Consider the following 11,561-nt stretch of genomic DNA (forward strand, 5'->3'; position numbering starts at 1 on the left):
CTCCCCGGCCCGCCGGAAGTGCAGAACGATACCGAGGTGGAGGCCCGTTCGCAGGGTTCGGAGCCGGTGGCTACTGACGCGTAGTTCCGATACCTTCGAAGGAACCCGTACGGACGGAGTCCTGATGTTCGCACTCAAGACCGCTCCCTTCCGGCACAAGGCGGAGGCGATCGCCAAACCGGTCACCCGCTGGGGCATCGGCCACGCCATCCCCCGGGTCGCCCTGCGGGCCGCGGCGCGCCGGGGCGACCTCCAGGGCAGGCTGTCCGTCGAAGCGAGCGGCGGAGCGGACCTGACCGGCCTGTTCGACGAGATCCGCGCGCACGGCGCCTTCGCCACCAGCCGGGTCGGGCACGTCACCACCCGGCATTCGGCGTGCAAGGAGGTGCTGACCAGCGACGCGTTCAAGACCGTGCGGTTCGTGCCGGACAACCCGCTGCTCAACCGGCTCGTCGCCTGGTCGTCGTCCGGTCTGCTCCATCCGATCGAGCCGCCGTCGCTGCTCGCCAGCGAACCGCCCGACCACACGCGCTACCGGAAGCTGGTCACCCGCGTCTTCACCGCCCGCGCGGTGGAGCAGCTGCGGGAGCGTACGCAGGCGATCACCGACGAACTGCTCGACGGCCTCGCCCCGACGAGCCCGGTCGATCTCATCGAGCAGTACTGCGGGCTCCTTCCGGTCACCGTGATCAGCCAGATCCTCGGTGTCCCGCCGGAAGAGCGCGACAAGGTGCTCGCGCTGGGCGGCGCCGCGGCGCCGAGCCTCGACCTCGGCCTGCCGTGGCGGACGTTCCGGACGGTGGAGGCGACGCTGGCCGAGTTCGACTCGTGGCTCACCCTGCACCTGGAGAAGCTGCGGGCGAATCCCGGCGACAACCTGCTCAGCAAGCTGATCGCCGCGCGCGAGGACGGCGTCGGCCTGACCGAGCGGGAACTCAAGGCCACCGCGGGGCTGGTGCTGGCCGCCGGCTTCGAGACGACCGTCAACCTCCTCGGCAACGGCATCGCCCTGCTCACCCGGCATCCGGGCGAACTCGCGAAACTGCGGGCGGATCCGGAGCTGTGGAGCAACGCCGTCGACGAGATCCTCCGCTACGATCCGCCGGTCCTGCTCACCGGCAGGCTGGCCGCCCGGGACACCGAGATCGGCGGAGCCCCCATCGCGCGCGGCGCGATCGTCAGCACCGTGCTCGCGGGCGCCAACCGTGACCCGGAGATCTTCGACGACCCGGCCGTCTTCGACGTCGGGCGGGCGAACGCGCGGGACCACGTGTCGTTCGGGGCCGGGCGGCACTACTGTCTCGGCGCTTCGCTGGCGCGCATGGAGGGCGAGATCGGGTTGCGGTCGATCTTCGAGCGCTTCCCCGGCCTGAGGCTGCTGGGTGGTGCCCGGCGGCGGGAGACCCGGATCCTGCGCGGCTTCGAAACGCTCCCGGCCGCGCTCATCTGACTCGTGAGTGGTAAAGACGGTTCTAACCGTCCTTACCACTCACGAGAGGTGACCGAATGTCTTCCGCGGCGCTTTCGGTCCTGGACACCTCCCCCATCGTCGAAGGGTCGACACCGCGCGAGGCCCTGCTCAACACCGTCGATCTCGCGCGGCTCGCCGAAGACCTCGGCTACCACCGCTACTGGGTTCCCGAGCATCACGGCATGCGCGGCGTCGCCAGTTCCGCGCCCGCGGTCCTCATCGCCCACCTCGCGAACGCCACGAAGCGCCTGAGGCTCGGCGCGGGCGGCGTGCTGCTGCCGAACCACCCGCCGCTCGTCGTTGCGGAACAGTTCGGGACGCTGGCCGCCCTGCATCCGGGACGCATCGACCTCGGCCTCGGCCGCGCCCCGGGTGGTTCGAAGGCGGCCTCCGCCGCGGTGCGTCCACAAAGGACGAAAGACTTCGGTACGCAGCTGGCCGAGCTTCAGCATTACCTGAACCCGCCCGAAGATGCCGAAGTGAAGGCGATCCCCGTCCTCGGCGGCAACGTCCCGGCGCTCTGGCTGCTCGGCAGGTCTCCCGAAAGCGCGGCCCTCGCCGCCGAACGCGGACTCAAGTACGCCTTCGCGCATCATCTGGCACCGGACGCGCCGCTCCAGGCCGACCTGGTCAGTGTCTCCGTCATCGCGGCCGAGGACGACGAGCGCGCCGAGTGGCTCGCGGGTTCGACCAGGCTGAAGGTGCTCAGCCGGATCCGCGGCACCCGCATCCGGTTGCCCAGCCCCGAAGAAGCGGCGGCCTTCCCTTACACCGCCGACGATCGCGCCGAGATCGCGAAACGTTCCGATGCCGTGCTCACCGGCGGCCCGGACACTCTCGTCCCGAAACTGCAACGGATCCTCGACGAGACGGGCTCCGGCGAGATCATGGTGACCACGCCGCTGTACCACCACGCCGACCGCCGTCGTTCCTACGAGCTCCTCGCCTCACTCGCCGGACGCCTGACGGCGTGTTCGAACAGATCGGCCAGCTCGCGCGCGTAGGCCGCCACATCGGTGTCCGGCCGGGTGATCAGTTCGGCGGGAGCGGCTTCCATCGCGGCGATCACCGACACGGCCATCACCCGCGGCGAGAACTCCCGCAGCTCCCCCGCCGCCTGCCCGTCACGGAACATGTCCTCCAGTTCCGCCAGCGTCTTCGCGTTCTGCTGGTCGAACCAGCTCCGCGCGGCTTCGGCATCCCTCGACGCCGAAGCGATCTGGCCGATCGCGATGATCTCCTTCGGCTGCTCGGCGGAATACGACACGAACCCCTCGATCAGGGCGCGCAGCGCGGCGGTGTAGCTCTCGGCGCCCTCGGCCCGCGCGCTGAGCGCCTGGTCGATCGAGGTGTGCACGGACAACATGACCTGCTTCATCAGCTCTTCACGCTTGGCGAAGTGGTACGTGATGAGCCCCGGGCTGATCCCCGCCCGCCGCGCGATCTGCACGAAAGACGCCTTCGCGTAACCGATCTCGGCGATGGTCTCGATGGTCGCCGAGACGATCTGCGCGCGCCGGGCCTCCTCGATGAACGACCGCCGCTCCTGGTCGCCCGGCTCGTTTTCTGGTTGCATGAACAGCAGCCTAGTTGAGCAACTAGCGAGGGGAAAGTCATGATCAGTCGCAAGACGTTCTTGAAATCCGTCGCGGGAGCGGTGGCGGTCACGGGTCTCGGCGGGGGCATGGCCGAGGCGGCGGTTCCGCGAGGACGGCTACGCGGCGGCGTCGCCTACGACACCGGCGTCCTGCACGCCGCGGGCGATCCGCTGAGCCGGGTGCGCTGGAGCGAACGACTGCTGGAGCGCGAGATCGGCGTGATCGCCGAGGAACTGCGCTGTCCGTCGATCACCGCGTTCGGCACCGAGATCGGCAGGCTCACCGAGACGGCGTCCGCCGCGCTGCGCCGCGGAATGGAGGTGTACGTGCAGCCCCGGCTCTACGACCACCCCCAGGATCAGGTCCTCGAGCATCTGGCCGAGTCCGCCCGGCAAGCCGAGCGCCTTCGCCGCGGCGACGACGTCAAATTCGTCGCCGGCTGCGAGCATCTCCTCTTCACCCCCGGCATCGTGCCCGGGGAGACCTACCTGGAGCGGATCGCGAACATGGCCACGATCCCGCCGGAGGAATGGCCGAAGATCATGGAGCGGCTGGCCGGTTTCCTCGCGCGGGCGGCCGACGTCGCCCGCCGGAATTTCCGCGGCCGCATCACCTACGCCTCGATCGGCGGGGCGGAACCGGTCGATTGGAACCTCTTCGACATCGTCGGAATCGACTATTACCCGTACTTCGCCACCGACGCGGAGTACACAAAGGACCTCGCCCAGTACCGGCAGTGGAACAAACCGGTGGTGGTGCTGGAGTTCGGCTCGTGCACCTTCACCGGCGCGGCACAGGCGGGCGGGATGGGCTGGGACATCGTCGACTACGAACAGGTCCCGCCGAGGATCAAACCGGGCCACGTGCGGGACGAACGCGAGCAAGCCGGCCACCTCGCCCGCCTGCTGCGCGTCTTCGGCGCGGCGGGGATCCGGGGTGCGCACGTGTACACGTTCATCGCGCCGAACCTGCCACATCGTCCGGCCCGGCCGGAGTTCGATCTCGACATGGCGTCGTACAGCCTGGTGAAAACCTTGCGCGAACGACAAGAGGACGAGAATTCGCCATACCGGTTCGAGCGCAAGCTGTCCTTCGACGCGCTCGCCCGGCACAACCGCGGACAAGCGGGCATTTTTACCGGACCGGCGACGGAAACCGGTCGGTAGCCTCACGCCGGTGGAAACGGACCGTGAAGGCAAGGAAGCCCCGGAGCTGCCCGCCTTCACCGTCATCGGCTGTCTCCTGGGCTTCTTCATGACGGTATTGGTCCTGATCGGCCCGGCCCTGCTCTGGATCAGCACCCGCTTCGATCCCGGCGACGACGATCGCCTGGTCGTCGTCGCCATGGGCGCTGTGTTCACGCTCGGCGGCGCCGGCACCGTCGGCTCCCATCTCCGGCAGAACGCCAAGGCGCGGGAGGCCCATCGCGGACTCGACCGGAAAGGTGTCCGCGCCACCGCCGAAGTCGTTTCCAGCAAGCGGATCTGGGTCGGCGAGGTGAGCACGCCCGCCGACGACGTCGACCTCGTCGTCACCGGCCCCGGCGTGGCCCCGTTCAGTGCGCGAGTGCTCACCGAGGACGTCGGCCGCTACGAAACGGGCACGGTGGTACCCGTCGACGTCGACCCGGGAACCCTCCTGTTCCGCCTCGCCGACTGACCTCGCCGCGATCATTGCCCGGCAGCATCGTATCGCTTATCGTATATGAAATTCACCCCCCGATGCTGCGAGGTGACCCCGTGACCACCGCCACCGCCGACCCGACCACCACCACGGTCGCGCGAGATTTCACCGATTTCCGCACGGTGGTGTCACAATCCTTCGTGCCGCTGCACGTGACGAGCGAGCACCGGGACCACTTCCGCGGCCGCATCCGCTCGTGCGGAGCCGACGAGGTGCAGCTGACCGAGGTGACCGCGTCGGCGCACGTGGTCGAGCGAACCCCCGAACTCATCGCCAGGGCGGACAGGCATTACTACAAGCTGAGCCTGATCCTGTCCGGCACCGGCCTGCTCGTGCAGGACAACCGCGAGGCGATGCTGCGTCCCGGCGACGTGGCGTTGTACGACACGCACCGGCCGTACACCCTGGCGTTCGAAGAGGATTTCCGCACGCTCGTGGTGATGTTCCCGCAGCGGCTCATCGATCTCCCCCGCGACCTGGTCGGCCAGCTGACCGCGGTGCCGATGTCGGGCAAGCGCGGCATGGGCAACGTGGTGGTGCCCTTCCTCGCGCAGCTCGGCAGCAACCTCGACCAGCTCGGCGGGCCGGCGGGCGTCCGGCTCGCGCATACCGCGGTCGATCTGCTCGCCACCCTGTTCGCCAGCGAGCTCGACCTCGCCCGCACGAGCGGCGGGCCGCATCACGAACTGATGCGCCGGGTCCTCGCCTACATCGACGCGAACCTCTCCTCCACCGACCTGGGACCGGCGCAGATCGCCGCCGAGCACTACATCTCCACCCGGCATCTGCACGGCCTCTTCCACGAACAGGGCACGACCGTCTCGGGCTGGATCCGCACCCGGCGTCTCGAACACTGCCGCCGCGAATTGCTCGACCCCGTGCACACTTCGCGGCCCGTCGCGGCCATCGCGGCGAAGTGGGGTTTCGTCGACGCGCCGCATTTCAGCCGGGTGTTCAAGACGGAATTCGGCTGCTCGCCGAGCGAACTGCGGCGCGGCTTGACCGTGAGCGATCGGTTGTTGCCGCCCAGCGCGTGACAGCTGGCCCTTCCCGGGCGGTCGCCCCGACGATGACCGCATGCCCGAAGCACCCGAGGAACAGTGGCGCACCTATGACGAGTTCGCCGCCGGAATAGCCACCTACCGCCTGCCGAACGCGGACCTGTCGGGACGCGAGCTCACCGTCACCCTCGACGACGGGACGACACTCGCGCTGCGGTTCGAAAACGCTGAAACCGTCACCTGCAACGGGATCGAGGATCCGTACGACGCGGTCGCCGTCCGGGAAGACGTCTTCTTCGTCAATCTCCCACACACCAGCGTCGAAGGGGAAGCCCTCACCGTCGTCTTCTCCACGACGACGCATCGCGCGCTCGCCGTGCGCTCGGTCATCGGCGCCGACGATGTCGAAGGCGTTCCCCGGGTCTCCCAGACGTTCTGGTCCGGCACGACCGGCGCGGGCACGCCGACCGGCGACGTCCCCGGCCCGTCGCGCGACCTGATCGGCAAGCGCAACATCTACCGCTACAGCCCGGAACACCTTTACGAGCACGTGTACGTGTCTTCGCAACGCTATGCGTGGCAATGCCTCGAAGGCGTGCAGCGTGGCCACGGGGACATGGACCTATCGACGGTGTGGAAGTTCCAGGACGGGCTCTACCTGTTCTGCTTCCGCGAATTCCGCATCGCCGTGGCCAGTGTGTGGCTCCACGACCTCGGCTACGCGCTGAAGACCACCGGTGTGTTCCTCGGCCTGACCGGCGACGGCCGGTCCGAGCACTCCCGCGCGGGCGGGCACATCTACCCACTCGGCGCCGTCGCCTATCCCGACGCCCAACCGGTTTAGAGGAGTTCTCAGTGTCCAATTCAGACATCATCGCCGCGCATTACGCCGCGAGCGACCGGGGCGACCTGGCGGGCATGCTGGCCCCGCTCGGTCCCGAGACCACTTGGACGGAGGCGGCCGGTTTTCCTTACGCCGGCACGTACACCGGCCCGGAAGAAGTGCGGGACAACGTCTTCGGCGCCATCGCGAAGGACTGGGAGGGCTACACCTTCACCCTCGGCGACCTTCTCGACGCCGGTGACACGGTGGTCGGTCTCGGCACGTACCAGGCCAAGCACCGCGAGACCGGTCGCTCGTTCACCGCCCGTGTCGCGCATGTGTGGCGGTTCGACGGCGGCAAGGTCACTTCGTTCGAGCAGATCGTCGACTCGGCGCCGGTCGTCGACGCCATGGAGAACCGGTGAAACCCGCGCGGCGCCTCGTCGCCCTCGCCTCGGCCGTCCTGCTCGCGACGGCGGGCTGCGCCGGATCCGGCAGCGGTTCGAGCGGGCCGATCGTGGTCGGTTCGGTCAACGCGCTGAGCGGCGCGGCCACCTTCCCCGAGGCCTCCCAGGCGGCCAAGGCGGTCTTCGACGCGGCGAACGCGAGCGGCGGCGTGAACGGCAGGCAGATCCAGTACAAGGCCCTCGACGACAAGGGCGATCCGGCGGCCGCGGCCGCCGCGGCCCGTGAGGTCGTCGGGCGGGACGAGGCGGTGGCGCTCGTCGGCTCCTCCAGCCTCATCGAGTGCGAGATCAACAACAAGTACTACGAGCAGCAGAAGATCCTGTCCATGCAGGGCATCGGCGTGGACCCGGCCTGTTTCTCCAGCCCGAACATCGCCCCGGTCAACGTCGGCCCGTACCACGACATGACGCTGACCCTGCTCTACGGCTCGGAAACGCTGAAGCTGAACGACATCTGCGCGCTGCTGGAGATCGCGGGCAACACGCTGCCGTCGTATCAGGCGGCGATCGACGAATGGTCGGCCATCACCGGCAAGAAGCTCAAGTACCTCGACGCGACCGTGCCCTACGGCGGATCCGATTACACCTCCTACATCGTCAAGGCGCGCAACGCGGGCTGCAAGGCGATCACGGTGAACCCGGTCGAGCCGGATTCCATCGGGCAGCTGAAGGCCGCGGCGGCGCAGGGCTGGAACGACGTCACGTGGCTGCTGCTCACCAGCGTCTACAGCGAGAACTACGCCAAGGCCATCACCAACGCGGGCGCCGGGGTGTACGTGCCCGCCGAGTTCTACCCGTTCACCGACGCGACCAGCCCGCAGAACAAGGACTGGCGCGAGCTGATGACCAAGAACAACATCCCGCTGACCTCGTTCAGCCAGGGCGGCTACCTGGCGGCGAAGTACTTCCTCGACGTCATCCGCGGGATCCAGGGCGACATCACGCGTGAATCGGTGACCAAGGCGCTGCGCGAGATGAAGCCGATCACCGATCCGATGGTCGGGACGCCGTATGTCTTCGGCCCCGGCCAGACGCACCACGACAACACCGCGGGCTGGCCCATCAAGCTCGCCTCCGGCACCAACAAATGGGAGCTCGTCGCGAACGACTGGCTGCGGATCCCGAAAAAGTAGCGGGCCGGGTCTCGTGAGTGGCAAGGACGGTTCTAACCGTCCTTGCCACTCACGAGACCCCTCATACAGGAGGAAACGATGCTGCAGGGAGCGCTGGCAGGCTTGGCCGCCGGCGGACTGTACGCGGTGTTGGCGGTGTGCCTGACGCTGATGTCGCGCCTGGTAAGGGTGGTGAACTTCGCCCAGTCGGCCACCGGGATGTTCGGCTGTTACGTGGCCGTGTTCCTGTCCGTCCACATGGGACTGCCGATGTGGCTCGCCACCGTCGCGGGGATCGTGCTCGGCGGGCTGCTCAGCGCGCTGCTCGGCTGGATCGTGTCCACCTGGCTCGCCGAAGCGGACACCGGCACCCGCTCGGCCGTCACGGTGGCGGTGCTGCTCCTGCTGATCTCGTTGTCGTTCATCCTGTTCGGCAACAAACCGCAGCCGTTCCACCCGATCCTCGACGGTCCGGCGGTCACCGTCGGCGGCGTGGTGATCAGCCAGGTCACCGTGGTCACCGTCGCGCTGGCGGTCCTGGTGGCGGTGGCCAGCCGGATCGTGCTGAGCCGGACCCCGGCGGGTGTCCAGCTCAGGGCGCTGTCGGAACGCCCGACGACGGCGGAGCTGCTGGGCATCCCGGCGAAACGGCTCAGCGTCGCGGTCTGGGCGGTCACCGGGGTGGTCAGCACGCTGGTCATCTCGATCGTGGCGCCGTCGCAGTCCAACGACGCGACGTCACTGGCGATGCTGGTGGTCCCCGCGGCCGCGGCGGCCCTGCTCGGCGGATTCCGGCGGCTCGACCTCGCCGTCGCGGGCGGGCTCGGCCTCGGCCTGATCCAGGGCGCGGCCGCGCAGGTCGACGGCCTTTCGGTGGTGCGGTACTTCCTGCCGTTCGCAGTGATCGTCGCGCTGCTGCTGTGGTCGCAGCGCAAGGAGGTGTGGGATGCGGCTCGCTGAACGCGGGATCCCGTTCGCGGTCGCCATCGTGGCGATCGCGGCCGGGTACGGCCTGAGCGTCGGGCTCGACGGGTACTTCGTCTACCTCGGCATGAGCGCCGTCGTCGCCGGGATCTCGTTGCTCGGGCTGGGCGTGGTCACCGGCAGCGCGGGCATGATCTCTCTGTGCCAGCTGACCTTCGGCGCCGTCGGTGCCTGGACGGTGTCGGCACTGAACGAGGCGCAGGCGCCCGGAGGATTCCTCATCTGGCTGGTGCTGGGCGGTCTCGCCGCCGGGGTGGTCGGAGTGCTCGTCGGGCTCCCGGCGTTGCGGCTGCGCGGGATCAACCTCGCCGTCGTCACGCTGGGGCTCGCCGCGGCGGCCGACCTCGCGCTCGTCCAGCTCCAGTTCCCCGGTGTCTCGGCCGGGATCTCGGTCGAACGGCCGGAAGCCTTCTCCGACGACCGGTCGTACTTCCAGCTCGCCGTCGTGGTGCTGGTGCTGTGCTGCCTCGCCGTGTACTTCCTGCGCCGCGGGCGCTGGGGCAGCGCCTGGCAGGCGGTGGCGTTCTCCGAACGCGGCACGGCGGCCGCGGGCACGAGCGTGCGGATGTCGAAGCTGACCGCGTTCGCCGTGAGCGCCACCCTCGGCGGGATCAGCGGCGGCCTGCTCACCGGGCAGGTCGGGATCGCCTTCCCGGCCAGTTTCACCGCGATCCAGTCGCTGGCGCTGTACGTGCTGGCGATCATGTCTGGCGCGCATCTGATCGACATGGCCGTGTTCGGCGCGATCCTGTGGGTCGGGGTGCCGGAACTGCTCAAACGCTGGGGAATCCCGCAGGACTGGGGTTTCGTGGTGTTCGGCGTGCTCGGGGTCCAGGCGCTGGCCAGCGGCGGCAACCTGGGCACCACGGTGCGGCAGGTCTGGTACCGGCGGGCCAAGAAGGAACCGGCGAAACTCGATCTCGCCGCCGGCACCGCGGACATCGAGGCCAAGGCGCCCGGCCCGCCGGTGCTCACCGTCCGCGGCCTGAGCGTGGACTTCGGGCATGTGTCCGCACTGTCCTCAGTGGACATATCGGTACCGGAACACGGGGTGCTCGGCGTCATCGGGCCGAACGGCGCGGGCAAGTCGACGCTGGTCGACGCGATCAGCGGTTTCCTGCCGGACGCCGAGGGCGCGGTCGAACTCGGTGGCCTGCCGCTGACCGGATCGCCGTCGAACCGGGCCCGCGCCGGCTTGCGCCGGACGTTCCAGCAGGACCGCGTCCCGCCGGGGCTGACGGTCGGGGCGTACCTGAAGTTCCTCGCCAGGCGACGGCTCACGGCCGACGAGATCGGCGACGCACTGGACTTCTTCGGCTGCCCCGCCGCCCGCACCCCGCTGTCGCAAGTGGACGTCGGCGCGCGGAGGCTGGTCGAGGTCGTGGGGCATCTGCTGGCACGGCCGCGGGTGCTGCTGCTCGACGAGCCCGCCGCGGGCCTTCCGCACGAGGAGCACGTCGCGTTCGGGGAACGGCTGCGGCAGGTTCCCGCGCGGTTCGGGGTTTCGGTGCTGCTCATCGAGCACGATCTGGATCTGGTGCGTTCGGTCTGCGACACGATCACCGTCCTCGACTTCGGCCGCGTGCTGGCCTCCGGTCCGCAGGCCGAAGTGCTCGCCGATCCCGCCGTGCTCAAGGCGTACATGGGTGAAACGGAGATGCTGTGAACGCTTTGCGGATAGCGGGGTTGACGGTCACCCGCGGTGCGGGGCCGGTGATCCGCGACGTCGACCTGACCCTGGAACCGGGACGGATCACGGCACTCGTCGGTCCCAACGGTGCCGGCAAGACCAGCCTGCTCGAAGCCGTCTCCGGTGTGGTGCCCGCCTCGGCCGGGACCGTCCACATCGGAGCCGACGAGATCACCAAACAGTCACGGGTCGCCCGCGCGCGGCGGGGCCTGGCGCATATCGAGCAGGGCCGCGCGGTGTTCGGCGGCCTGACGGTGCTGGAGAACCTGATGCTGACCGCGCGCACCCGCGCGCGTGCCGACGAGCTGTTCGAGCTGTTCCCGGAACTCGAGAAACGCCGTGACTCACCGGCCGCGCTGCTCAGCGGCGGCGAACAGCAGATGGTGGTGCTGGCCCGCGCCTTCGCCGCGCGGCCGTCGTTCCTGCTGATCGACGAGATGTCGCTCGGCCTCGCGCCCGTGGTGTTCACCCGGCTGCTGCCGATGGTGACCCGGTTCGCCGAGGAGGGTGCGGCGATCCTGCTGGTCGAGCAGTTCACTCAGCTGGCCCTCGGCGTGGCGAGCGACGCGCTGGTGGTCTCCTCCGGGAGGGTCACCTACGCGGGTTCCGCACAGGGCTTGCTGGACTCGCCCGGGACCCTGCACTCGGCCTACCTCGGGGAATCCTGACGGCCCAAGTCCGTGAAGGCCTCCTTGTGGGACCCAGAGTCCCTCAAGGAGGCCGTCACGGACT

The 11,561-nt window shown here is 69.1% G+C and carries 12 protein-coding genes; 11 read left to right on the forward strand and 1 reads right to left on the reverse strand.

All coding sequences use genetic code 11. From position 1 onward, the window contains the following. Positions 1 to 124: 124 nt before the first annotated feature. Complete coding sequence (locus tag ACFWIW_RS17235) at positions 125 to 1,450, forward strand: cytochrome P450 (RefSeq protein WP_378369351.1); 1,326 nt, start codon at positions 125 to 127, stop codon at positions 1,448 to 1,450. A 56-nt stretch (positions 1,451 to 1,506) separates the two neighbouring features. Continuing rightward, positions 1,507 to 2,475: an LLM class flavin-dependent oxidoreductase gene (locus ACFWIW_RS17240; RefSeq protein WP_378369352.1), complete on the forward strand. Its 969-nt coding sequence runs from the start codon at positions 1,507 to 1,509 to the stop codon at positions 2,473 to 2,475. Here the strand turns inward: ACFWIW_RS17240 and ACFWIW_RS17245 are convergent. Beyond that, complete coding sequence (locus tag ACFWIW_RS17245) at positions 2,403 to 3,047, reverse strand: TetR/AcrR family transcriptional regulator (protein ID WP_378369353.1); 645 nt, start codon at positions 3,045 to 3,047, stop codon at positions 2,403 to 2,405. The two genes, ACFWIW_RS17240 and ACFWIW_RS17245, sit on opposite strands and share 73 nt — an antisense overlap. Positions 3,048 to 3,086: 39 nt before the next feature. On the opposite strand from ACFWIW_RS17245, the gene ACFWIW_RS17250 reads away from it, so the two are divergent. The 9 genes from ACFWIW_RS17250 (at position 3,087) to ACFWIW_RS17290 (ending at position 11,497) form a co-directional block, all read left to right on the forward strand. After that, positions 3,087 to 4,235: an abortive phage infection protein gene (locus ACFWIW_RS17250; protein WP_378369354.1), complete on the forward strand. Its 1,149-nt coding sequence runs from the start codon at positions 3,087 to 3,089 to the stop codon at positions 4,233 to 4,235. A gap of 10 nt (positions 4,236 to 4,245) precedes the next feature. Then, on the forward strand, positions 4,246 to 4,728 hold the full coding sequence (locus ACFWIW_RS17255) for a hypothetical protein (protein WP_378369355.1): 483 nt from the start codon (positions 4,246 to 4,248) through the stop codon (positions 4,726 to 4,728). An 80-nt stretch (positions 4,729 to 4,808) separates the two neighbouring features. After that, positions 4,809 to 5,789, forward strand: a complete 981-nt coding sequence (locus ACFWIW_RS17260; protein WP_378369356.1) for a helix-turn-helix domain-containing protein — start codon at positions 4,809 to 4,811, stop codon at positions 5,787 to 5,789. 40 nt (positions 5,790 to 5,829) lie between these two features. Then, complete coding sequence (locus ACFWIW_RS17265) at positions 5,830 to 6,597, forward strand: MoaF C-terminal domain-containing protein (RefSeq protein WP_378369357.1); 768 nt, start codon at positions 5,830 to 5,832, stop codon at positions 6,595 to 6,597. Positions 6,598 to 6,608: 11 nt separating this feature from the next. Then, positions 6,609 to 7,001 carry a nuclear transport factor 2 family protein gene (locus tag ACFWIW_RS17270; RefSeq protein ID WP_378369358.1) on the forward strand — a complete coding sequence of 131 codons (393 nt, stop codon included), beginning with the start codon at positions 6,609 to 6,611 and terminating at the stop codon, positions 6,999 to 7,001. Continuing rightward, a complete protein-coding gene (locus ACFWIW_RS17275; protein ID WP_378369359.1) occupies positions 6,998 to 8,176 on the forward strand; it encodes an ABC transporter substrate-binding protein in 1,179 nt (392 codons plus the stop codon). Before ACFWIW_RS17270 ends, ACFWIW_RS17275 begins: the two co-directional genes overlap by 4 nt. Positions 8,177 to 8,254: 78 nt before the next feature. Continuing rightward, positions 8,255 to 9,115, forward strand: a complete 861-nt coding sequence (locus tag ACFWIW_RS17280) for a branched-chain amino acid ABC transporter permease (protein ID WP_378369360.1) — start codon at positions 8,255 to 8,257, stop codon at positions 9,113 to 9,115. Continuing rightward, on the forward strand, positions 9,102 to 10,805 hold the full coding sequence (locus ACFWIW_RS17285; RefSeq protein WP_378369361.1) for an ATP-binding cassette domain-containing protein: 1,704 nt from the start codon (positions 9,102 to 9,104) through the stop codon (positions 10,803 to 10,805). Before ACFWIW_RS17280 ends, ACFWIW_RS17285 begins: the two co-directional genes overlap by 14 nt. After that, positions 10,802 to 11,497 carry an ABC transporter ATP-binding protein gene (locus ACFWIW_RS17290; RefSeq protein WP_378369362.1) on the forward strand — a complete coding sequence of 232 codons (696 nt, stop codon included), beginning with the start codon at positions 10,802 to 10,804 and terminating at the stop codon, positions 11,495 to 11,497. Before ACFWIW_RS17285 ends, ACFWIW_RS17290 begins: the two co-directional genes overlap by 4 nt. Positions 11,498 to 11,561 lie beyond the last annotated feature (64 nt).

It is taken from the genome of Amycolatopsis sp. NPDC058340 (assembly GCF_042723975.1).
Classification (GTDB): Bacteria; Actinomycetota; Actinomycetes; order Mycobacteriales; family Pseudonocardiaceae; genus Amycolatopsis.

Coding starts and splice junctions, on each gene's coding strand:
- ACFWIW_RS17280 (WP_378369360.1), top strand. CDS start 8,255: ATGCTGCAGGGAGCGCTGGCAGGCTTGGCCGCCGGCGGACTGTACGCG.
- ACFWIW_RS17250 (WP_378369354.1), top strand. CDS start 3,087: ATGATCAGTCGCAAGACGTTCTTGAAATCCGTCGCGGGAGCGGTGGCG.
- ACFWIW_RS17245 (WP_378369353.1), bottom strand. CDS start 3,047: ATGCAACCAGAAAACGAGCCGGGCGACCAGGAGCGGCGGTCGTTCATC.
- ACFWIW_RS17285 (WP_378369361.1), top strand. CDS start 9,102: ATGCGGCTCGCTGAACGCGGGATCCCGTTCGCGGTCGCCATCGTGGCG.
- ACFWIW_RS17265 (WP_378369357.1), top strand. CDS start 5,830: ATGCCCGAAGCACCCGAGGAACAGTGGCGCACCTATGACGAGTTCGCC.
- ACFWIW_RS17235 (WP_378369351.1), top strand. CDS start 125: ATGTTCGCACTCAAGACCGCTCCCTTCCGGCACAAGGCGGAGGCGATC.
- ACFWIW_RS17240 (WP_378369352.1), top strand. CDS start 1,507: ATGTCTTCCGCGGCGCTTTCGGTCCTGGACACCTCCCCCATCGTCGAA.